This is a genomic window from Marinobacter sp. (genome assembly GCF_014859525.1).
Classification (GTDB): domain Bacteria; phylum Pseudomonadota; class Gammaproteobacteria; order Pseudomonadales; family Oleiphilaceae; genus Marinobacter.
Map to the genome: position 1 here is coordinate 52509 of NZ_JACUUB010000001.1, position 21548 is coordinate 74056.

A 21548-nucleotide genomic window follows, 5' to 3' on the forward strand; every position below is an offset into this window, starting at 1 on the left:
ACCGGAGCAACACCATGGACATGCTTGGCGGACTGACAGCCTCTGAATTTCTGCGAGACTACTGGCAGAAAAAGCCTCTAGTGATCCGCCAGGCATTCCCCGATTTTCAATGCCCGGTCAGCCCGGACGAGCTGGCAGGGCTGGCTTGCGAAGAAGCGGTGGAATCCCGCCTCATCCTTGAGGAGGACTCGGGCAAACCCTGGCAACTGCACAACGGCCCATTCACCCCGGAGCGCTTCAGCCAACTGCCAGAGCAGGACTGGACACTGCTAGTGCAAGGGCTGGACCACTGGGTGCCCGACGTCGCCGACCTGCTGGAGCCATTCCGCTTCATCCCGAACTGGCGCCTGGACGACATCATGGCCAGTTACGCGCCCAGGGGTGGCAGTGTTGGCCCCCATTACGACATGTATGACGTCTTTCTTCTGCAGGCCCAAGGCCATCGTCGCTGGACCTTTGGTGGCCATTGCGATCACACCTCGCCGCGGGTAGACGGCACACCCTTGCGTATTCTCAGTAGCTGGGACGGTGAACAGACCGTCACCCTGGCGCCGGGCGACATGCTCTACCTGCCCCCTGGCATTGGCCATCACGGCGTCGCCGAAGACGACTGCATCACCCTGTCTATCGGATTCCGGGCACCCACGCTGGATGACCTGCTGACCGGCTTCACCGATTATCTGAGCCAGCATGCAAAAGCCTCAGAACACCTGAATGACCCGGACCTGACAATACAGGACAACCCCGGCACCATTTCTCCAGACGTGATCGATCGCCTGGACAGCGTTATCCGCGAACAGCTTGGAGATCGCCGCAACCTGGCACTGTGGTTTGGCCAGTTTGCAACAGCACCCAAGAGCCTCGACATCGTCGTGCCCGCCGATGAGCCGGCCACGGCGGAGGATCTGACCGAAGCCATTCACGCCGGTGAACAGCTGCGCTGGAACGAAGGCTCCCGTTTCGCCTACCATGAACTGGACAATGAAACTGCCTTGTTCGTAGATGGTGAACAGTATCTGCTAAAGGGCGATGCGCAACCGCTGGCCCCCCTGCTGTGCGCCGCCGCGCGCATCAATATGGCGGAGCTGACCAAGTTTACGGGTGATGACGCGCTGCTTGGGTTGCTGACCACACTTTATAATCAAGGCTCGGTCTACTTCGAGTAAGTCATGACACCAAGATTCCGAAAATACAGCTGGCAACTGGCTCCCGACTCGGTTCGTGACATCCGGCAGCGGGTGTTTATTGATGAACAGAAGGTGCCGCCAGAGCTGGAGTGGGACGACACTGATGAAATTGCCGACCACTACCTGGCAGTCGATCGCAACAACCAGCCCATTGCCACCGCCCGCCTGTTTTCGACCCTCGAAGAAACCGGCTATATCGGCAGGATGGCGGTAATGCCGGAATATCGGGGCAAAGGTATTGGTAAAACCCTACTGCGCCACCTGTTAACCGAGTCTGCCGGGCGTTTCCAGGAGTTGCGGCTTTCAGCGCAACAACACGCTACCGGTTTTTATCAACGTTGCGGTTTTCATGTCTGCTCAGACCTCTACGACGATGCCGGCATACCTCACCTCGACATGCGCTGCCTGGCACCCGCCCTGGCCGACAGCGTCATCGGCCAGAGGCCTCAACCACTGATCCTCGGTGCCGATGCCGAGAGCTGGCTGTTTGATCACGACAGCGCCCTGCTTGGGTTGATGGATTCGCTGATTGGCCAGGCCGGCCAACGGCTTTGGCTGTATGACCGTTTTCTGGATCACGACCTGTACGATCGTCACCAACTCCGCGAGCTGATTTCGGCGATTGCCCGCCGCCACAGGCTGAGTGATGTTAGGTTACTGATTCATGATGACAAGCCCCTGGTGCAGCGACGCCACCAACTGGTGGAGCTGATGCGACGGCTAACCAGTCGTATTGAGCTGAGACTGGTAAACCAGGATTACCCGATCGAAGGCCAACCCTTTTTGTTGACTGACCGCGAAGGTATTCTCTGTCGACACGATTTCAACAAACCCGAAGGCTTTGCCAATTTTGCGGCTGGCGGGCGAGTGAAGGTCAAGGCAGAAGCCTTCCAACGCATGTGGGACGCTGCCCGGCCCTCACTTGAGCTGCGTGAATTACCGATCTGAGTGCTGGCTCTGTGACACCTGAGGCGACTCAAACTGGGCGCCAAAAGGTGCGAACTCCTCGTCAACTTCTTCAGCCACTTCGGCAATCAGCTTTCTCAACCATTGGTGATCCGAGTTGTGTTGCAACAAGGGACTCCAGGCCATCTTCAGCTCAAAAGGCGGAATTTCGAAGGGGGGCACTTTTACCACCAGGTTGGGGTTATGCTTCTGAAGCCAGGCCGCCCTTGATGGCAGGGTAGCAATCAAGTCGTGCTGCTCCGCCAGCAGCATGGCCACCTGATAGTGCCGGGTGAACACTGAGATCTGACGCTTTCGGCCCATACGCCCCAGAGCCTCATCCACCCAACCCAGTCGCTGTACGTCTTTTGGGTTCACCCCCACACCCACCCCAAAGCCAGTTTTACTGACCCAGATGTGGCTGGCATCCAGGTAGGTATCCAGTGTAAACGGCTCTCTCAGGATGGGGTTGCGGGCATTCATCAGGCAGGCGAAGTACTCGGTCCACAGGGTTTTCTGATGAAACGACTGAGGAATCTTGTCAAACCGGTTAATCGCCATGTCCAGCCGGCCCTGCTCCACGTCCAGAAAGCTCACGTCACTCGGCGTCAGCACATCCAGCGTAACATGGGGCGCTTCCTGGCGAATACGCCGCAGAACCCTCGGCATCAGGCAGGACTCTGCGTAATCACTGGCCATAATCCGGAACACCCGCTGGCTTTCCTGCGCTGCAAACGGTGTTTTCTCCTGCACCGCCTGTTCGATATCGGAGATAATACTCCTTACCAGTGGCTGCAATTCGCGAGCCCGCTCCGTTGCCGTCATACCTTCGCTGGTGCGCACCAGCAATGGGTCACCCAGCAGATCCCGCAAACGCCGCAGACCGTTACTCATGGCGGGCTGGGTAATACCGAGGTGATTGGCCGCTTTGGTTACATTTCGCTCACGCAGCAAAACGTCGAGGTACACGAGCAAGTTAAGATCAACCCGGGAAATATCCATTCGGTGCTCCGTTCAAATAACCACACGACCACCAAGAGGCCGCCAAATCATTCACCCACCCAATATACAGAAAACAATTGATTCATAAAATAAATGCTCATTAAGCGAGCTTACAACTAGAAACGGACGAGTGCCCATAATTCTGCTAGGCTTTCAGGGCGTTACCCAATAACATCAAAACCCAGAGACTGGCTTGCCAGGCCGCCCGCTCACTGATATCCGGAGCCAATACCAACACCATGGACGCAACCACCATTGTGCTACTGCTCGGGGCGATCGTCGCCATCTCGCTGGCTATTATTGTTATCAGCCAGATGCGTGAGAAAGCCCGGATTGAACGGGTGCGTAAGATGACCACCCAGGAAGACCTCTACAATCGGGCCAACCGCCTGATCTCAGAGATTCCGGGCCAATACCTGACCCCTGACCTCAAACTTTTACTCCTCAAACGCATGGAAGACGCGTGCCAGGAGCTGGTCATGCTGAAAACCGATCAGCCCGTCAATAAATGGCTCGAGGCCGTCAAACAAACCAAAAAGCAAGTCCTTGAGAATACCGATGACCGCCCCCCGGTGAAAATTGACTCACCTGAGAAAGCAACCTACATCAAGGACTTGTTACAAAACCTGTTCAAGATGATTGAAACAATGCACAAGGCCGGGCGCATTGATACCGCTACCGCCAAAAAGAATCTCAAACACGTCCTGTTTTTGGTACACAAAACCCACGCCGACTTGCACGTTTTTCAGGCCCGCGACTATATCCGACAGAATCAGATCCGTAAGGCTGTCCACGCTTATCATCTGGCGAGCACCGAGCTTGGCAAATCAAAAGATAACCCGCTGGCCATGAAAGCGGTCAAAAGCTTCCGGACTCGAATCAAGGAGCTTGAGGCGAGCATCGTCGAAGGCAACACCGATGCCGAAGGCCACGCCAAGCTGGACCGTGAATGGGACAACTTCCTTCAGGATGACGATTCCTGGAAGAAAAAGGCTGATTACGACAGTTGAGGTTCACGCTCTCTACCCACTGACCAGTCACAGGGATGATCTTGCACCGTGTTTAACAACTCCGGGAAACGACTGTCTTACCGCCTGACCCGCGACACGGTTTTGGTGGCTATGGCATTGGGCCTGGTCTTGAACGTGATTCAGATTACCCTTGATTATTTTTCAGCCAAAGACGCCATGAAGCGGGATATCCAGGCCCTGATTGAGATCAGCAATAGCCCTGCGTCCCAGATTGCCTACAACATTGATGTTCGGCTAGCCGAAGAGTTGCTGGATGGCCTCCTGCGACACCCTGCGACGGTCGATGCCCGAATTCTGGACAGCGATGGCATGACCATGTCGGCGGCAAGTGAGAGCAGCCCGGTATCCCGTTACCGCTGGTCCAGCGACTTGCTGTTTGGTACCAGCCAGGTATTCAGCTCCGAACTGCGTGTACCTCAGTTGCAAGACCTGCCCCTGGGCCAGCTTGTCGTGACCATCGACACCTGGCATTACGGCTTGCAATTCATTCAGCGGGCCACCTACACCCTGCTGATCGGCCTGTTCAAGAGCCTGGTGTTATCCGCCGTCCTGCTGGCCATATTCTACTTTGTGCTGACCCGACCGATGCTCAGCGTCATTGAGGCATTAGGCAAGGTCAGGGCCAGCACGCCTGAAAAAGTGCGCCTTCCGGTGCCGCCAAATCATCGTTTTGATGAAATTGGCACCATGGTGGGCATCATCAACCAGCATCTGGAGAGTATGGAAGGCAGCGTGGCACAACTGAAGGCCGCCGAAAGCGCCATGAAGAACTATTCCACTCAGCTGGAACAGGAAGTTGAAGACCGAACCCGAGAAATTTCTGAGAAAAATCAGGCGCTGCAACGGGGTAACCGTGCCCTCGTGAGGGCCAAAGAAGATGCTGTTCGCCGGGCGCGGGCCAGGGCCAACTTCCTGGCCAGCATGAGCCACGAGATTCGCACACCCCTGAACGGCGTGCTGGGGATGCTGGGACTGGCCCTTGAAAGCGAGCGCGATGCCGGCCAACGCAATCAGCTGAAGATTGCCCTGAATGCGGGCGAAAGCCTGCTGGGGCTGCTCAATGACATCCTCGACATTTCAAAAGTTGAAGCCGGCAAGCTGAGCCTTGAGAGCATTCCGTTCAGTGTTCGACATCTGGTTGAGGAGTGCGCCACGCTTCACGCACAACAGGCGCGCCGAAAACACATTCACCTGGTCAACGAAACCGATCCGATGTTGCCCGAGCAATTCCTCGGCGACCCAACCCGGACCCGTCAGATTCTCAACAATCTTCTGAGTAACGCAATCAAGTTCACCGATGATGGCAGTGTGCGTGTGCGCACCTCCTGTTCGGGCGGCAGTCTGCGCCTGGAAGTGATAGATACCGGCATTGGCATGTCACAAAGCGGACTGCATCGTATTTTTTCCCCATTCTCTCAGGCTGACTCTGACACCACTCGGCTCTACGGAGGTACCGGCCTGGGGCTGACGCTTTGCCGTCAGCTGGTCGAGCGAATGCATGGCCAGATCATGGTGGACTCCAGCGAAGGTTCGGGCACCCACTTTACCGTTACCCTGCCCGTCCCCATCAACGAGCCAGCCCATCCGACATTACCTGAGGGGGCAGCAACCCAGCTCCGCAAGGTTGGCGTCGCCATGGCGATTCCTCCCGCGCACCCTCACCGACTGGCTCTGGAATCACAACTGCGAGCCTGGGCGATACCGGTGCGAAGTGCCAGCCGGCACCCGGAAGGCATTCTATTGGTGGCGGCAGAACCCGGAGACGCCGAATCCAAAGCCTTTGCCGATGGCTGGAGCGGCGTGGGGGTGGTGCTGGCAGATACAACAGCAACGTTCAGCAGCAGCCAACCCGGACAGTACATTCTTTCCTTGCCTCTGCGACGAGATGATCTTTACCAGTGCCTGTGTTCAGCGGCGAAGCTGTCAGGCCCAGAATACGGAACGCCCGCAGATCAAACCATTGAGACCGCAGATAACACCCGACCTCTGTCGCTGCTGTTGGTGGAAGACAATCAGGTCAATCAACTGGTCGCCAGTAGCCTGCTGAAGAAACTCGGCCATCGGGTTGACCACGCGGAAAACGGCCAACGTGCGCTAGACGCACTTCAGAAACATCACTACGATCTGATTCTTATGGATTGCCAGATGCCCGTCATGGACGGCTATGCAGCGACTCGAGCGATAAGGCAGAACCCTCAATGGCAGAACCTGCCCATCATTGCCATTACCGCCAATGTTATGCAGGGAGATCGGGAGGAGTGCCTCGCGTCGGGCATGAACGATTACATCACAAAGCCCTATAAACGGGACGATCTGAAAGCCGTCATTGATCGCTGGACGCCGGCGCCTCCAGAATCGCAAGCAGACTCCTGAGCTCCTGCCGGAGCGCAATCAGTCGTTGCGGGTCGACATCCAGACCACACAAAAGCTGCTCAGGCACCTGACGAGCAGCAGCCCGAAGCTGCCAACCAGCCTCGGTCAGTCCCAGGCGCACCACTCGCTCGTCACCCGCTTGCCGCCGTCTGATCACCAGCCCCCGCTGTTCAAGACGCTTCAAAAGCGGTGTCAGCGTGCCACTGTCGAGCCGCAAACGATCGCCCACATCCGATACCCGAGCCGGCTCACCCTGCTCTCGCTCCCAGAGCACCAGCATCACCAGATACTGTGGGTAGGTCAGGTCCAGCTTTGTCAGCAACGGACGATACCGGGCGGTCACCGCCCGGTTCAGCGCGTACAGCGCAAAGCAGATCTGGTTATCCAGCCCCAGAACGTCGTCTCCGACGGCCACGTCAGAGCAGTTTTTCAATGTCTGCACGGATGTCGGACGGCTTCGCCGTTGGTGCGTAACGTCGCACAACCCGCCCCTCACGGTTAACCAGAAACTTCGTAAAGTTCCATTTTACTTTCTCAGACCCCATCAAGCCTTTTGCCTCTTTTTTCAGGAAGTTGAACAGTGGGTGCGTGCCCTCTCCGTTCACGTCGACCTTGGCAAACATCGGGAAATTGACACCATAGTTCAAAGAGCAGAATTGACTGATGGCATCATCACTGCCCGGATCCTGGTTCATAAACTGATTACAAGGAAAACCCAGCACCTCAAAGCCTTTGTCGCCCAACTGGTCATGCAGCGCCTGCAGACCCTCAAACTGAGGGGTAAAACCGCATTTAGATGCGGTATTAACGATCAGCAAAACCTTGCCCTGATAATCCGCCATTGCGGTTTCATTACCCTTTATATCGCGGGCACTGAACTGATAGATGGTTTCATCTGACATACACTCACTCCGGTTATGGCTGACAACGAAGATTACATTGTGCACAATTTTATTTGACAAAACCAGATGAATTCCAACGCTTCTCAGGCCATACATCAGACGTCATCTCAACAAACCACCGCAAACTATCCGGATTTGGCCACAATTCCCCACAATTGCCCCTGTTGCCCCAGGCCATCCCTCCGCTAGAATGGGTAGCTTCCGTTTTGCCAGAATCTCTTTCAGACCGTTTGTTAAGGACGCCAGTACCCCATGCAGAATTACTTTAAATCCGCCAAGCTCGACAACGTATGTTACGAAATTCGTGGTGTGGTTCTGCGTGAAGCCCGTCGCCTCGAAGAGGAAGGTCATCGCGTACTGAAACTGAACATTGGTAACCCGGCAGCCTTCGAACTGGATGTTCCAGAAGAAATCCAGCAAGACGTCATCTATAACATGCATCAGGCTCAGGGTTATGTGGAGTCCAAGGGTCTGTTTTCCGCCCGCAAGGCGGTCATGCATTATTGCCAGCAGCGCGGCATCGCCAAGGTGGACATTGATGACATTTTCCTTGGCAACGGCGTCAGCGAACTGATTGTGATGTCCATGCAGGCGATGCTTAACACCGGTGACGAGGTGCTTATTCCGGCCCCGGATTATCCGCTGTGGACCGCCGCCGTTACCCTGTCCAGTGGCAAACCGGTACATTACCGCTGCGACGAACAGCAGAACTGGTTTCCGGATATCGACGACATTAAAAAGAAGATCACCCGGCGCACCCGGGCTATTGTGTTGATCAACCCTAATAACCCGACCGGGGCGGTCTATTCCGAAGAGCTCCTGCACCAGGTTATCGAGCTGGCAAGACAACACAACCTGATGATCCTGTCGGATGAAATCTACGACAAGATCCTGTACGACGGCACCCAGCACACGTCGATTGCCTCGCTGGCTGACGACGTCCTGTTCTTTACTTATAACGGCTTGTCCAAGAACTATCGGGCAGCGGGTTACCGCTCGGGCTGGATGATTATCAGCGGTGCCAAGCACCGGGCAAAAGACCTGATCGAGGGCATCGAAATGCTCTCTAACATGAGGCTCTGTGCCAATGTGCCTGCGCAGCTGGCAATCCAGACATCGCTCGGTGGCTACCAGTCGATCAACGACCTGGTCGCCCCCGCTGGCCGTCTTTACGAGCAGAGAGAGATCGCCTGGCGCATGCTCAACGACATTCCCGGTGTCAGTTGTGTGAAGCCCCAGGGCGCACTGTATCTTTTCCCGAGACTCGACCCGAAGCACTTCCCGGTGGTCAACGACGAAAAGCTGGTGCTCGATCTGTTGCTGCAGGAAAAAATCCTGCTGGTGCAGGGTTCTGCCTTCAATATTGATGACAAACAGCACCTCCGGGTAGTGTTTTTGCCCAGAAAAGACACGCTTGAGGACGCCATGACCCGTCTCGGAAACTTTCTGGAGCATTACCGCCAGTAACCGGAGTTGATATGGCTGATATCCACGTCGAAGAGTTTTACAAGGACGTTGCGATCGCAATGATCCAGCTCTATTCCGCCTTTCCAAGACGGATCAACCTGTTTGTAGAAGACATTGCAGGGCCGGACGAACCCGATGAGTTTGGGCTTCACAGCAAGCGGCACATGGCCTGTTTTGGCACCCTGCTCTGGCTGGCCGAGGAGGGTCTGCTCCGTTATGTTGACACCATTCGGCAGGAGGCATTGGATCAGGTGGTTCTGACCCGCGATGCCTTCACCCGGCTCAGCTCGCCCGCACCAATGGCCCTGGTCAGAGCCTTAACTGAACCAATGTCTGAGCCAGAACTGCCGGTCTCTGTGCAAAAGGATCTGTCCACATATATTCATCTGTTGCGGTCCGCGTTCAAGAGCGGCAGCTCAAGTCAAATCAGCCTTGCCGTCCAGTCCGCCTTCTTTACAGACAGCAACGACGGACGGATTCATTAAATCGAGGTAAGCTACTTGAAGCGGAGAACCCGTACCACAACTATCGGTCAGACAGGCAAACAGTTTCAGGGAACGTTAACACGGGAATAAGCTATGCGGATTATGTTGTTTCTGGCCACCAACCTGGCCGTTATCCTCGTTGCAAGTTTCACCTTGCGATTGCTTGGCGTTGATAGCTATCTGGCGCAACAAGGCATCAACTACGGTTCCTTGCTTGCCTTCGCCGCGGTCTTTGGTTTTGCTGGTGCGATCATCTCACTGCTGATCTCCAAGCCCATGGCGAAATGGAGCACCAAGGCCAGGGTCATCGACACCCCAAGAACACCTGCCGAACGCTGGCTGGTGGATACCGTGGCCGATCTGGCAAAACGAGCCGGCATTGGCATGCCAGAGGTGGCGATCTTTCCGGCAACCCAGTCTAATGCGTTCGCGACCGGCTGGAACAAAAACGACTCTTTGGTCGCGGTCAGTGAAGGCTTGTTACACCGCTTCAACAAAGACGAAATTCGAGCCGTCCTTGGTCACGAAATCGGCCACGTTGCGAACGGCGACATGATTACTCTGGCGTTGATTCAGGGTGTCGTAAACACGTTTGTCATCTTTGCCTCTCGGGTGATTGGCTCGTTTGTTGATCGAGTGGTGTTCAAGAACGAAAATGGCCACGGTATCGCGTTTTTCGTGGTCAGTATCATTGCCGAGATTGTCCTGGGCATACTGGCCAGCACCATTGTGTTCTGGTTCTCTCGCCGTCGGGAATTCCGGGCCGACATTGCCGGCGCTCAGCTTGCCGGAACCGGCGCCATGATCAGTGCCCTGGCGAGACTGAAACAGGAAAGTGAAGTCCCTGATCAAATGCCCGATACACTCCAGGCCTTTGGCATAAACCGCGGTGCCCGCTCAGGTCTGTCGGCGATGTTCATGACACACCCTCCACTGGAAGACCGGATCGCAGCACTGCAAAATGCCAGGATCTGATCCAGGCCAACTCCCATTCACGGAAAAGGGGCGCTGCCTGCGCCCCTTTCTCTTTCTTATGGTCAGCCCAACCACGACGCTCAGAGTTTCAGTTTGAATCCCATAGCCCGAAACCCGTCCTGAAGTGACTTACTGGTGCCTTTCAACTGGATTTTCACGCTGGAGCATTCTCGGCGTACCGGATAATCACGTCGAAGCCGATCAAATTCTGCGGCTCTTTCAGCCGTATTTCCCTTCATGGCCAACCTGAGCCGCGCATCGTCCGCTCTGGGGTCATAGCAAGCAAGGAGTGCCGTACGAAGCGCCCTGTCCTCCTCTGCAGCACTGGTAAATGAGAGCTTGCTCAAGGCTGGCTCTGGTAAAAACTGACCGGCTTTTTTCCGCACTGGCAAGCCCATGGATTGGCTCATGGCCTGATAGATCATTTCCGTGCCCTGCATTTTGCCTTCCAGGCTGTAACCGGCAACATGTGGGGTCGCTAACCAGACCTTGTCGACCAGATCCGGGCTAATACCGGGTTCCCGCTCCCAAACGTCGAGCACAACCAGCGGGGCATCGGCTTGCTCAAGTCGGCGCAGCAAGGCCACGGAATCAATCACCTCGCCCCGCCCCGCATTGATCAGCAACTGCTCGGGCCCAATCATCGCTAACTGAGGCTCAGACAACAGGTGATGGGTGGCATGGGGTAGTTGCCGAGTCAACGGCGTATGCAAGGTCACCACATCGCATTCCAGGGCATCTGCCAGGCTGACAAAGGGCACATCTGATTCGGGCTCATCTTGTTGTCTCGGGGGGTCACATAAGCGCACCTCAAAGCCCAGCTTTTCCAGCATCTGCGCCAACTGACCACCGACATTGCCCACACCGACAATACCGACACTCAGGTCCGTCCAATCGGCCAGACCACGTCGTTCGGCAAACAAGGAAACGACAGACAAGACATACTCTGCCACGCTTGTGGCATTGCAGCCCGGTGCCGCCGCAAAGCGGATGCCTTGAGACGCAAGCCATTCAAGATCAATATGATCCGTACCGATGGTGGCAGTGCCCACAAAGCGAACACGGCTACCCTCCAGAAGCGCCTGATTGACTCGAGTGACCGAGCGCACCAGCAGCACATCGGCATCGGCAACCTGCTCACGAGTGAGTGTTCGGCCGGTAACACGGCGGATTTCACCCATGTCCCCGAAAAAAGCATCCAGTAGAGGGATATTCTCGTCTGCAACGATCAACATGAACGACTCTCCAACCGCGCGATCAGTTGCGCCGGGGGCGCTGGCCGCGCCCCGCCGGGCTTCGACCACTCTGCGGCCGGCGACCGCCCCGCTTGCGGGTAATGGGCGCGTTATCCATCGGCGCCATTAGCTCTTCTTCCGGCACCGCCGTCTTCAGCTTTTGGCTGATGTAGGTTTCAATAGCCGGCAGCAGAAACGAATCATCCTCTCCTGCAAAGCTGACCGACACGCCGGTCTTACCCGCGCGGCCGGTTCGACCGATCCGGTGCACATAATCTTCGGCATTTTCGGGCAGGTTGTAATTGAACACGTGCGTGACGCCGTTAACGTGGATGCCTCGACCGGCGACATCGGTTGCCACCAACACCTGAATCTCGCCTTTCTTGAACTGATCCAGAGTTTTCAGGCGCTTGTTCTGAGCTATCTCGCCAGACATGAGCGAAACCTTAACGCCCTGATTTTTAAGATCCTCTTCCAGATCCCGACATTGATCCCGCCGGTTAGCGAACACAATCGCCTTTTCGACCTCCGGGCGCTTGAGGTAGTTCACCAACACCGGTAGCTTGGCGTCGTCCGACACCAGATACACCGTTTGCTCTACCCGTTCTGCGGTTTTCTGTTCAGGCTCGATTTCTACAAACTCGGCATTGCATGTCCACATGGAGGCCAGGTTAAGAACATCCTGGTTGAAGGTGGCACTGAACAGCAGAGTCTGGCGGTCTTCCTTAGGGGTACACTTGCGAATGATGCGTTTGACATCCGGAATAAAACCCATATCGAGCATGCGATCGGCTTCATCAAGAATAAGGATATCGAGCTGATCCAGAAACACATCCTGCGAGCCAAGGAAGTCAATCAGCCGGCCTGGCGTCGCCACCAGGATGTCAACAACGTCGTTTTGCAATTGCTCACGCTGCTGGTCGTAATTCATACCTCCAACCACCGTCACCACGTTATGGCCTGTGTAATGGCAAAGCTGCTCTGCATCTTTGGCAATCTGCATGGCCAGCTCCCGTGTCGGAGCCAGAGCCAACACACGGGGCTCGGAGGCAAAGCGGTCTTTCTCGTCCACAGGCGTTTCAAGTAACGTTTGAATGGCGGTAATCAAAAACGCAGCGGTTTTTCCGGTACCGGTCTGAGCTTGTCCGATCAGGTCTTCGCACGCCAGTGTCCAGGGCAGGGTTTCTGCCTGAATGGGCGTGCAGTATTCAAACCCGATTTTGGTGATGGCGTCCTGCAGGCGTTGGTCCAGGTTGAGTTCGCTGAATCGCAAATCACTGGCGTGCTTTAGGTCAGATGTCATAGAGCTTCAGTTATCCTTGTTTGGTCATGTTCGGGCGCCGCGCGCATTACCCGTGCCCGGTCTTGATACCAGACTTCCCGAATGCGGTCGGCGGTTCCGTAAAACGATGAGAGTACATCAAAAAATTGCTGAGCCCTGGGTGGCAGCCCTTCAGCCAGAAACCGGGCGCTCTGGTCGCACACGTTGCGACGAAACAACGCATCATCGGCGGCGCCACTGCCCGCAAGATTGTCCACACTGATGTGAAAGCGTGAGCCGGCCGCGAGGGAAAACAACCATTCAATGGCCTGAGGCTTGACCTCTACCTGCTCAAAAGCCCGTTGTTGCTCAACGCTTCTGCCATCCGGACAATACCAGTATCCGTAATCGTGCAGTGTGCGTCGCTGCTCACCGGCCAGACACCAGTGAGCGATTTCGTGAAGGGCGCTGGCGAAAAAACCGTGGGCAAAAACAACCTTGGCGACACCCTCGGGCTCGCTGACAGGCAAATATTCCGGTTCGTGACTGCCCTTGACCAGGATCGTCCGGAACGATTCCCGAAACAGGTCATTGAACAGCATGATAAGATCGTCTGGATTGTGATTCATCGGTTGGCTATTGTGCGACTTTAAAGCGGGCAATACCAGAGGGAACTTTGCCTCTGTATTCGGGTCCACAGGCTGCGTGATCACTCAGGAGCTAACCATAGGCTCCTTATTCAATTCTGTAACTCAGGATAGCGAAGGATTCATGACAGCTTTTTCCGATTCCCCCGGATTGTTCCGCCGACTGCTGACTGCGACGCTTATCTTGCTTGCAGCGATAATGGCGTTCACACCTGGCCCGGCTACGGCCTTTGGCAGCTCTGGAGGCTCATTCTTCGGCGGCGGACAAAGCGGATTTCTTCCCGTTGATGAAGCGCTCCCCTTCAACCATCGCACCGACGACGGTGCCGTGATCCTGTCCTGGAACATCGCTCCGGAACACTACCTCTACAAAAGCCGGATACAGGTCACTCCGGTCACCGAAGGCGTTACGCTTGGCGAGCCTGAGTTCTCATTGCCGGGCACTCTGACCGAAGACGAATTTTTCGGTGAAATGATGGTCTTTTTTGACCCCGTTGAAGCCCGGGTTGCCGTCAATCTGCCCGAAGGTGTTCGAGAAGCCGAATTGCAAGTCACCTATCAGGGCTGCGCGAAAGCGGGCCTCTGTTACCCGCCCCAGACCCGTGACGTACTGTACTACCCCGGTCAAGGCCAGGGTGCGCCTGTCACGGGAGCAACCGATGGCGTCGCTGGCACCAGCGCACTGGCATCTTCAAACAACACATCAACCGCCACCGGATTGGCCGGATTCCTGTCCAGCCAATCCATCTGGATGATCGCCGGCGTGTTCTTTCTGCTTGGTCTGGGCCTGACGTTCACCCCCTGCGTGTTGCCGATGGTACCGATCATTTCCACCATGGTGTCCGGCCACAACACGCGCACGACCGGGCACGCTCTGCTGCTGTCCGGGAGCTATGTCCTGGGGATGGCCCTCACCTACGCCGCTGCAGGCGTGATTACCGGCCTGCTCGGTGCCAGCTTTAACCTTCAGGCCCAACTTCAGTCGCCTTGGGTGCTGGGTGTCTTTGCAACCTTGTTTGTGCTGTTCGCACTGTCAATGTTTGACCTGTTCGAGATCCAGTTGCCACGATTCATACGAGAATCACTGAACGATGCCAGCCAAAAACTGACCGGCACCCGAGTGGTGAGCATTTTTGGCATTGGCTCTTTGTCTGCGCTGATCGTCTCACCCTGCGTATCGGCTCCGCTGGCAGGCAGCCTGCTCTACATTTCCACCACTCAAGACGCTGTCATCGGCGGCGTTGCTTTGCTGTCACTGGGCCTCGGCATGGGTGTGCCGCTTATTCTGGTGGCCGTGGGGGGGCGAAAGCTACTGCCAACTTCCGGTCACTGGATGACCACCGTCAAACATTTTTACGGTGTAATGCTACTCGCCGTTGCAATCTGGCTGGTCGAGCGGATCATACCGGTTTGGGCCGCCCTGACGTTATGGGGACTGTTGATCGCCATCACCGGCGTTCAGCTGGGCGCGTTTGATGCCGCCAAGGCTGGCTGGCAACGAACCCGAAAAGGGCTAGGGCTGGTCATGTTTGCCTACGGTCTGGCGTTGCTGGCCGGTGCGGTCAGTGGTGCCAACGACCCACTGCGTCCGCTGGCACCCTTTGTGGCCTCCGCCGGCTCATTGCAGGGCGGCATTCCCGCCCACGCCAACTTCCAAAAAGTGGAGGATCCCGAGCAGATCCGAGCTATGTTGGCACAGGCCAAGGCCAATCAGCAGCCGGTAATGCTCGATTTCTATGCCGACTGGTGTATTTCCTGCAAAATTATGGAGCGCAACGTGTTCAGTGATCAGGACGTGATTCAGGCGCTTGCGCCTTACACGCTCCTGCAAATTGACATGACCGACAACACCCCGGCACAACAGTCACTGTTGAATGAACTGGGGTTGTTCGGGCCGCCGGCCATTTTGTTCTATCGCAACAACGGACAAGAATTGCAGGAAGCCAGAGTGCTTGGCGAGATGAACCGGCGCCAATTTCTGGAGCATCTCGACAAGGTTGCTCAGGAAAGCTGAATCCGGGGTTCAGCTTTCACAACGGCGGATCAGAAAATGGTATTCCCCATCCAACTCCTGATGACCCAATAACTCATGACCCAGGAACTGACAAAAGCGAGGGATATCGCGGGTCGTAGAGGGGTCGGTTGCCATTACACGCAACACCTCACCCACCTGCACATCATGAATTCGATTGTGCAGCATCATGACCGGCTCAGGACAGAACAGTCCCCGGGTGTCCAGCTCTGCATTGAAGTCCAAAGCAGTCACAACAGCTTCCTCCAGTTCTCGTGATTTAAAGATTCCAGTGCTAAATTATTGTTTACAGCAACGAAAAGAAAGGACCAATTGCATGATCCGGGTTTTAATTGAACGCCACATCGCAGAATCTCTGGAATCCGCCTATGAAGAAAGATCCCGAAAGGTTCTGCAGCAGGCCGTCGCAACACCAGGTTTTGTTTCCGGCGAAACACTGGTCGACAGCCACGATCCCAACCATCGATTCACCCTTGCCAACTGGCGGTCCAAGGCCGACTGGAATCGCTGGCTGCATTCCCGTGAGCGGCGTGAACTGATGGCTGAGCTCATACCGATGATGGATCGGGACGAAATCGTCACAGTTCTGGAACAAAGCCAGATGGGCTAAACCCCCTGGCTCAATCCAATCGTTCGATAAAACAGGTGATTTCTTCTCTGTCGTGATAGAGATGGCGGGCCCGCAAGTTAACATTCAGGCCCGCCTCCTGTAAGCCTTCAAGCAGAATCTCCCGGCACACCAGCCATTCCTCATAACGCTTCTTCATGGGCAACTTAAGGTTAAACACGGTATAGCGGCAATACTTGCCTGCCATCCAGTCCACTGCCAAGCGGGCAGTCCGGCGAGGCTTATCCACAATATCGCAAACCATCCAGTCGACCGCGCGTTTAGGGCGCCAGGCGTAGCCGTCGGCCTCTACATGCTCAACGTGGCCACTGGCCATCAGTTCCGGTTGCATCGGACCGTTATCAACGGCCATCACCATCATGCCCTGGTTAACCAACTGCCAGGTCCAACCGCCAGGCGCAGCACCAAGATCGACGGCTTTTTTGCCGCCCCCGAGGTAATCCAGCCAACGCTCCCGGGGCAAGAATACCTTCCAGGCCTCTTCAAGCTTAAGGGCTGATCGGCTTGGGGCCGCGGCCGACAGCCTAAGCCGGGGCACCCCTCCCTCAAACGGTGATCGGTTGCCCGAAAGACTGTAACCAACTACGGCGTGCCCGAAATCGATCAACAGAATTTCAAGCCGGGCCCTGGCCTCTACGCCGGCGTCAGTCTGAAGCAGGCCGGCTCCACGTAAGCCTTTGGATAACGGCGACACCCACTTTCTGGCGAAGTTGCCCAGATCACGGTCTTCGTTGGTTTCTGACAAACGAACCTCAACACGGGCACAATGCTTGCCGTCCCAGCCTTGATCCCGCAGAAAATCCACCACAGCACCTACACGGTCCTGTGTCGGCAATGGGCAATCGCCGAGAATGGCAAACCAGTCCCGGACAAACACCAGTTCATCTATTGAAAGCCGACCCATCAGCGCCTCAGGCGACTGTTCGCTACCGATGGTAAACCGGACCAGACCGCTGTTTCGGACCGGCTGAAAGTATCCAAACACACCCACCGCGGCGGCCTGATCTGTCATTTCCTGACCCGCCTCGGCTTCAAATCCGGGGCGACATATCAGTAATACCTGTTGCATTATTCACCTATTTAGACCAACAATCGTCAGGAAACTGACACACTGACAAACCAGAAAGTTGAACCTGTTTAACAGCACTACAAGCTTACTCTGGCTACACTCCCGAGCTTGCTTTCAACGAGACTGAGTTGATGATACTCCGATCCTGCGCACTACTGATGCTTGGTTTGCTGGCGCTCGCCGGCGCCGCGCCCGGCCATAGCGCAACAGCGGAGCCTTGTCCGACTCTGGACGCCAGCCGTCCGGCTGCCCGCCAGGCGATTAACCATTACCTGTGTTTCTATGTTGCCCGCCCCGGTGAGCCAGCGCACCAGGCAGCCTCACCAGGTGACCTGAACCCGGGCCTTAGCTGGCAACTCGCTGATGGGCACGATCTGGTGTTCAGCCATACCGACTCGGTATATTGGGTAAAGTTAAGGGTCAGCAACACAGGCGATCGCCAGAATCTCTGGTATCTTAAACTGAACTATCCGTTGCTGGATGAAATCACTTTCTGGCAGAACACAGATCACCCAAATGGGCATAACCCCACGACCGGTGCCGTTCCCCCGCTGGTTACAGGCGACCTCTACCCTTTTGCCACCCGGGGAATAGACTACCGCTATTTCCTGCTCCCGGTCACCCTGGCCCCTTCCGAAATCCGGACCATTACCATTCGGGTTCAGAGCAGCGGTGCCCTCAATGTGCCCCTTGCCCTGATGACCCCCGGCGATGTCATCGCCGAAAGTAATCATCTAACCTTGATTCACGGCCTGTTCTACGGAGCACTATTAATCCTGGCCGTGTTTAACCTGTTGCTGTTTTTCAGCTCTGGCACCCGATACTACTTTTACAACACGCTCTATATAAGCTCCATGGCCATGTTTCTGTTTGCCATGGGTGGCTTTGCCAATCAGTATTTCTGGCCCGAGAGTACCAAACTTGCCAATCTATCCATTCCAATGCTTTTGGCTTTTTGTGCCCTGGCAATGGCTCTGTTTGGCTGGTCTTTCCTGGAGGTTCGCTCCAGAACTCTCTCAGAGTCGGCACTCAGGGTGCTAATCTGGTCTGCGGCTGGCTGCCTGGTGTTGACGCTTCTGCTGCCGTACAACCAAGCCATCCTGATTAATACCGCACTGACTCTGATCGTCATCGCCAGCCTGTTAGTCATAGCAGTCATACGTTGGCAACAAGGTTATCAGCCAGCATTCTGGTACATCTCAGCCTGGATGGTCATGGTGGTTGGCGCTCTGGCTTACGCCATGGCCGCCTTCGGCTATCTGGGCGACTATTTGGCCCGCGAGGTCATGATGCAGGTGGCCGTTGGTGGCCAGGTCGTTCTACTGAACTACGCTATGGTGCAGCGCTGGCGCCTGATGAACCAGAAACTGTTAGACATTGAACATCAGGCTCGTAGCGAGCTCGAATTAAAAGTGCATGAGCGTACAGCGCAACTCAGAACCATCATGCAAGATCTGGAGCAGGCAAACCAGAAACTGGCTTTGCTCAGCCTTAACGATTCGCTCACCGGGCTCCACAACCGCCGGCATATGGACAACCTTCTGCCCGAACTGTGTCGCGAGGCTCGCCGAACCGGCCAACCTCTCACCCTTGCTCTAGTCGACGCTGATCATTTTAAACGGATTAACGACACCTGGGGTCACGATTTCGGCGACCTATGCCTCAAGCGCATTGCCGACTGCCTCAACCAACAGGTCAAGCGCCCCCGCGACGTAGCCATACGTTTTGGCGGAGAAGAGTTTGCCCTCCTCTTGCCCGGCACGGACAACGCCGGTGCCGCCCAGCTATGCCAGAACATTCTGGACGCCATCAGGGCCTCAGACATTCAAACACCCAACGGCGACACGATTCGCCTTACCGTCAGCGCAGGCATTGCCGAGCTGAGCACAGACGAACAACCAGATGAGCTATTTCGCAGAGCTGATAAGGCCCTGTACCAATCGAAAGCCGCAGGTCGTGATACCGTCACACTGGCTCAGCTGCAGCTCCCTGAAGAATCCTGCAATACATCGTCCAGAAATTGACGGGATTCAACGGCAGCGCGGTTGATCAGATCCGACTGCTGCTCAGGCTGCTTTGCCAAAGGTTGAAAGTCGTGGTTACCGCCGTCCAGCCAACACCAGCGGGAAATGCCTTCAACCCCTGACCGGGCCCGGACCTCGTCGATCTTGCCAAAGGCATCACGGGTGCCCTGCACCACCATAAGAGGACAATGCACAGCCGGTAAGTGATCAATTCGCCACTGATCGGGCTTACCGGGTGGATGGAAGGGGTAGCCAAAACAGATCACTGCGGCCAGGTCACCGGCATCCTCACTGGCCAACATTGACGCAACCCGTCCACCCATAGACTTACCCGCCACCACCAGCCTGCAACCCGGTGACGTCTCTCTCCGAACACGATCAATCTGCTCCCGAAAACAGTCCAGCAGAATCGGCATCCGGTCGGGCGGACGTTTCTTGCCATCTTCCCGACGCCGGACCATGTACGGGAACTCAAACCGAACGCTTGCGATTCCCTGCTGATCAAGCGCTGCCGCTAACTGATCCATAAACGGAGAGTCCATAGGAGCACCCGCCCCATGGGCCAGCAACATGACACTTTTGGCGGCGTTATCATAGCTATTGGTCGTAATCCGGTTCACATCATTCACCTCTCGCATCAGAGCGGGTATCATTAGCAGCCAGGAGCAAACCTTCAAGCCTCTTTTTTAGCCGGCAATTAAGACTGCAAGTTACTGGCCAAACTGCCTATTCCGGCGAATTTGATGGATATCAGGAGTTGACCTGAATCATTGCAAAGGCCTAATGGTTTCTCCATACTTGCCCCCGCATATTTCCCCATCCTAAACCCATTGGTAAGGCTATGAGCACAGTAAATGCAAACCTGACATACAACTACAAGGTGGTGAGACAATTCGCCATCATGACAGTGGTGTGGGGTATTGTAGGCATGGCTCTGGGTGTGCTGATTGCAGCGCAGCTGGTTTGGCCATCTCTCAATCTCGATCTGCCCTGGACCCACTTCGGCCGACTGCGGCCGCTGCATACAAACGCCGTCATTTTCGGCTTTGGTGGAAGCGCCCTTTTCGCATCCGCATATTACGTTGTACAAAGGACCAGTCAGGCCCGCTTGTTCTCCGACGGTCTGGCAGCGTTCACCTTCTGGGGCTGGCAAGCCATCATCGTGTCTGCAGCCATCACCCTGCCATTGGGCCTGACCACGTCCAAGGAATACGCCGAACTGGAGTGGCCGATCAGCATCGCTATTGCCGTTGTATGGGTCTGCTACGCGGTGGTGTTTTTCGGAACCCTGATGAGGCGCAGCACGCCACACATCTATGTGGCTAACTGGTTTTTCGGCGCATTCATCATCACCGTTGCGGTTCTGCACATTGGTAACAATCTGGCATTGCCGGCAACTGCCTGGAAATCCTATTCTGCTTACGCCGGTGTCACCGACGCCATGATGCAGTGGTGGTATGGCCACAACGCGGTAGGCTTCTTCCTGACCGCAGGCTTCCTGGGCATGATGTATTACTTCGTTCCCAAGCAGGCTAACCGCCCGGTTTACTCCTACCGTTTGTCGATTGTGCACTTCTGGGCACTGATCACCACCTACGTATGGGCTGGTGGCCACCACTTGCACTACTCTGCTCTTCCAGACTGGGCACAGACGGCAGGCATGGTTATGTCTCTGATTCTGCTGGCACCGTCCTGGGGCGGCATGATCAACGGTATGATGACCCTGTCTGGCGCCTGGCACAAACTGCGGACCGACCCGATTCTGAGGTTCCTGGTGGTATCTCTGTCTTTCTACGGCATGTCGACCTTCGAAGGCCCGATGATGTCTATCAAGACCGTGAACGCTCTGTCTCACAACACCGACTGGACCATTGGTCACGTTCACTCCGGCGCTCTGGGCTGGGTTGCCATGATCAGTATCGGTGCGGTTTATCATCTGATTCCCAAGCTTTGGGGTGTGCAGGCCATGTACAGCACGGCCATGATCAACGTTCACTTCTGGCTGGCAACTGTCGGTACGGTGCTTTACATCGTCGCTATGTGGGTCAACGGCATTATGCAGGGTCTGATGTGGCGTGCAGTCAATGAGGATGGCACGCTCACCTACAGCTTTGTCGAATCCCTTGAGGCTTCCTACCCGGGCTACTTTGTTCGCTTTATCGGCGGCGTCATCTTCCTGGCGGGCATGCTGATCATGGCGTACAACGTGTACATGACCGTTCGCCAGAAAGAAGCCGCAGCGCAGGACAATGCTGCAGTTCAAGCGGCGTAAGGGGAAAGACCAG

The 21548-nt window shown here is 55.8% G+C and carries 20 protein-coding genes; 11 read left to right on the plus strand and 9 right to left on the minus strand.

The features are described from left to right. Positions 1–14: 14 nt before the first annotated feature. Positions 15–1166: a cupin domain-containing protein gene (locus tag IBX51_RS00280; protein ID WP_291827317.1), complete on the plus strand. Its 1152-nt coding sequence runs from the start codon at positions 15–17 to the stop codon at positions 1164–1166. A gap of 3 nt (positions 1167–1169) precedes the next feature. Continuing rightward, entirely contained in the window at positions 1170–2135 is a 966-nt protein-coding gene (locus IBX51_RS00285; RefSeq protein ID WP_291827319.1) for a GNAT family N-acetyltransferase, read from the plus strand. Here the strand turns inward: IBX51_RS00285 and IBX51_RS00290 are convergent. After that, on the minus strand, positions 2124–3134 hold the full coding sequence (locus IBX51_RS00290) for a LysR family transcriptional regulator (RefSeq protein WP_291827322.1): 1011 nt from the start codon (positions 3132–3134) through the stop codon (positions 2124–2126). The two genes, IBX51_RS00285 and IBX51_RS00290, sit on opposite strands and share 12 nt — an antisense overlap. A 239-nt stretch (positions 3135–3373) precedes the next feature. On the opposite strand from IBX51_RS00290, the gene IBX51_RS00295 reads away from it, so the two are divergent. After that, positions 3374–4144: a hypothetical protein gene (locus IBX51_RS00295; protein WP_291827325.1), complete on the plus strand. Its 771-nt coding sequence runs from the start codon at positions 3374–3376 to the stop codon at positions 4142–4144. A gap of 48 nt (positions 4145–4192) precedes the next feature. After that, complete coding sequence (locus IBX51_RS00300) at positions 4193–6538, plus strand: ATP-binding protein (RefSeq protein ID WP_291827328.1); 2346 nt, start codon at positions 4193–4195, stop codon at positions 6536–6538. On the opposite strand, the gene IBX51_RS00305 is transcribed toward IBX51_RS00300, so the two are convergent. Continuing rightward, on the minus strand, positions 6489–6953 hold the full coding sequence (locus tag IBX51_RS00305) for a MarR family winged helix-turn-helix transcriptional regulator (protein ID WP_291827601.1): 465 nt from the start codon (positions 6951–6953) through the stop codon (positions 6489–6491). The two genes, IBX51_RS00300 and IBX51_RS00305, sit on opposite strands and share 50 nt — an antisense overlap. Before the next feature lies 1 nt (position 6954). After that, a complete protein-coding gene (locus tag IBX51_RS00310; protein ID WP_291827331.1) occupies positions 6955–7440 on the minus strand; it encodes a glutathione peroxidase in 486 nt (161 codons plus the stop codon). 252 nt (positions 7441–7692) lie between these two features. Between IBX51_RS00310 and IBX51_RS00315 the strand changes: the two genes are divergently transcribed. The 3 genes from IBX51_RS00315 to htpX all read left to right on the plus strand — a co-directional run bounded on the left by IBX51_RS00315 (position 7693) and on the right by htpX (position 10367). Further along, positions 7693–8907: a pyridoxal phosphate-dependent aminotransferase gene (locus tag IBX51_RS00315; RefSeq protein WP_291827333.1), complete on the plus strand. Its 1215-nt coding sequence runs from the start codon at positions 7693–7695 to the stop codon at positions 8905–8907. Between the two features lie 11 nt (positions 8908–8918). Then, on the plus strand, positions 8919–9392 hold the full coding sequence (locus IBX51_RS00320; RefSeq protein WP_291827336.1) for a hypothetical protein: 474 nt from the start codon (positions 8919–8921) through the stop codon (positions 9390–9392). A 93-nt stretch (positions 9393–9485) separates the two neighbouring features. Then, the gene (gene htpX / locus IBX51_RS00325) at positions 9486–10367 is read left to right on the plus strand and encodes a protease HtpX (RefSeq protein WP_291827339.1); all 882 of its coding nucleotides are present in this window, start codon (positions 9486–9488) and stop codon (positions 10365–10367) included. An 80-nt stretch (positions 10368–10447) separates the two neighbouring features. Here htpX and pdxB read toward each other — a convergent pair whose 3' ends face one another. Genes pdxB through IBX51_RS00340 form a run of 3 tightly spaced genes read right to left on the minus strand, consistent with a single transcriptional unit; the run spans position 10448 to position 13492 of the window. After that, a complete protein-coding gene (pdxB, locus tag IBX51_RS00330) occupies positions 10448–11602 on the minus strand; it encodes a 4-phosphoerythronate dehydrogenase PdxB (RefSeq protein WP_291827341.1) in 1155 nt (384 codons plus the stop codon). Between the two features lie 22 nt (positions 11603–11624). After that, positions 11625–12905 carry a DEAD/DEAH box helicase gene (locus tag IBX51_RS00335; protein ID WP_291827343.1) on the minus strand — a complete coding sequence of 427 codons (1281 nt, stop codon included), beginning with the start codon at positions 12903–12905 and terminating at the stop codon, positions 11625–11627. Then, positions 12902–13492, minus strand: coding sequence for an elongation factor P hydroxylase (locus tag IBX51_RS00340; RefSeq protein ID WP_291827346.1), 591 nt, complete (start codon positions 13490–13492; stop codon positions 12902–12904). The genes IBX51_RS00335 and IBX51_RS00340 overlap by 4 nt, the downstream gene beginning before the upstream one ends. Positions 13493–13634: 142 nt before the next feature. On the opposite strand from IBX51_RS00340, the gene dsbD reads away from it, so the two are divergent. Next, positions 13635–15524, plus strand: coding sequence for a protein-disulfide reductase DsbD (gene dsbD / locus IBX51_RS00345; protein WP_291827349.1), 1890 nt, complete (start codon positions 13635–13637; stop codon positions 15522–15524). Positions 15525–15533: 9 nt separating this feature from the next. On the opposite strand, the gene tusA is transcribed toward dsbD, so the two are convergent. Then, a complete protein-coding gene (gene tusA, locus IBX51_RS00350; protein ID WP_291827352.1) occupies positions 15534–15776 on the minus strand; it encodes a sulfurtransferase TusA in 243 nt (80 codons plus the stop codon). Positions 15777–15858: 82 nt separating this feature from the next. On the opposite strand from tusA, the gene IBX51_RS00355 reads away from it, so the two are divergent. Further along, positions 15859–16152 carry an antibiotic biosynthesis monooxygenase gene (locus IBX51_RS00355; RefSeq protein ID WP_291827354.1) on the plus strand — a complete coding sequence of 98 codons (294 nt, stop codon included), beginning with the start codon at positions 15859–15861 and terminating at the stop codon, positions 16150–16152. Positions 16153–16162: 10 nt separating this feature from the next. Here IBX51_RS00355 and rlmM read toward each other — a convergent pair whose 3' ends face one another. After that, on the minus strand, positions 16163–17239 hold the full coding sequence (gene rlmM / locus IBX51_RS00360; RefSeq protein WP_291827357.1) for a 23S rRNA (cytidine(2498)-2'-O)-methyltransferase RlmM: 1077 nt from the start codon (positions 17237–17239) through the stop codon (positions 16163–16165). Between the two features lie 131 nt (positions 17240–17370). Here rlmM and IBX51_RS00365 point away from each other — a divergent pair, with 131 nt between their 5' ends. Next, complete coding sequence (locus IBX51_RS00365) at positions 17371–19263, plus strand: diguanylate cyclase (protein ID WP_291827360.1); 1893 nt, start codon at positions 17371–17373, stop codon at positions 19261–19263. On the opposite strand, the gene IBX51_RS00370 is transcribed toward IBX51_RS00365, so the two are convergent. Continuing rightward, complete coding sequence (locus IBX51_RS00370) at positions 19215–19883, minus strand: alpha/beta family hydrolase (protein WP_291827363.1); 669 nt, start codon at positions 19881–19883, stop codon at positions 19215–19217. The genes IBX51_RS00365 and IBX51_RS00370 overlap by 49 nt on opposite strands. A gap of 221 nt (positions 19884–20104) precedes the next feature. Here IBX51_RS00370 and ccoN point away from each other — a divergent pair, with 221 nt between their 5' ends. Beyond that, positions 20105–21535: a cytochrome-c oxidase, cbb3-type subunit I gene (ccoN, locus tag IBX51_RS00375; protein ID WP_291827366.1), complete on the plus strand. Its 1431-nt coding sequence runs from the start codon at positions 20105–20107 to the stop codon at positions 21533–21535. Positions 21536–21548 lie beyond the last annotated feature (13 nt).

What these genes read in the sequence shown, in the direction of transcription:
- ccoN (WP_291827366.1), top strand. Translation starts at nt 20,105, where the DNA reads ATGAGCACAGTAAATGCAAACCTGACATACAACTACAAGGTGGTGAGA.
- IBX51_RS00295 (WP_291827325.1), top strand. Translation starts at nt 3,374, where the DNA reads ATGGACGCAACCACCATTGTGCTACTGCTCGGGGCGATCGTCGCCATC.
- IBX51_RS00365 (WP_291827360.1), top strand. Translation starts at nt 17,371, where the DNA reads ATGATACTCCGATCCTGCGCACTACTGATGCTTGGTTTGCTGGCGCTC.
- IBX51_RS00320 (WP_291827336.1), top strand. Translation starts at nt 8,919, where the DNA reads ATGGCTGATATCCACGTCGAAGAGTTTTACAAGGACGTTGCGATCGCA.
- htpX (WP_291827339.1), top strand. Translation starts at nt 9,486, where the DNA reads ATGCGGATTATGTTGTTTCTGGCCACCAACCTGGCCGTTATCCTCGTT.
- dsbD (WP_291827349.1), top strand. Translation starts at nt 13,635, where the DNA reads ATGACAGCTTTTTCCGATTCCCCCGGATTGTTCCGCCGACTGCTGACT.
- IBX51_RS00310 (WP_291827331.1), bottom strand. Translation starts at nt 7,440, where the DNA reads ATGTCAGATGAAACCATCTATCAGTTCAGTGCCCGCGATATAAAGGGT.
- IBX51_RS00335 (WP_291827343.1), bottom strand. Translation starts at nt 12,905, where the DNA reads ATGACATCTGACCTAAAGCACGCCAGTGATTTGCGATTCAGCGAACTC.
- IBX51_RS00355 (WP_291827354.1), top strand. Translation starts at nt 15,859, where the DNA reads ATGATCCGGGTTTTAATTGAACGCCACATCGCAGAATCTCTGGAATCC.
- pdxB (WP_291827341.1), bottom strand. Translation starts at nt 11,602, where the DNA reads ATGTTGATCGTTGCAGACGAGAATATCCCTCTACTGGATGCTTTTTTC.
- IBX51_RS00315 (WP_291827333.1), top strand. Translation starts at nt 7,693, where the DNA reads ATGCAGAATTACTTTAAATCCGCCAAGCTCGACAACGTATGTTACGAA.
- IBX51_RS00280 (WP_291827317.1), top strand. Translation starts at nt 15, where the DNA reads ATGGACATGCTTGGCGGACTGACAGCCTCTGAATTTCTGCGAGACTAC.
- IBX51_RS00290 (WP_291827322.1), bottom strand. Translation starts at nt 3,134, where the DNA reads ATGGATATTTCCCGGGTTGATCTTAACTTGCTCGTGTACCTCGACGTT.
- IBX51_RS00285 (WP_291827319.1), top strand. Translation starts at nt 1,170, where the DNA reads ATGACACCAAGATTCCGAAAATACAGCTGGCAACTGGCTCCCGACTCG.
- IBX51_RS00340 (WP_291827346.1), bottom strand. Translation starts at nt 13,492, where the DNA reads ATGAATCACAATCCAGACGATCTTATCATGCTGTTCAATGACCTGTTT.
- rlmM (WP_291827357.1), bottom strand. Translation starts at nt 17,239, where the DNA reads ATGCAACAGGTATTACTGATATGTCGCCCCGGATTTGAAGCCGAGGCG.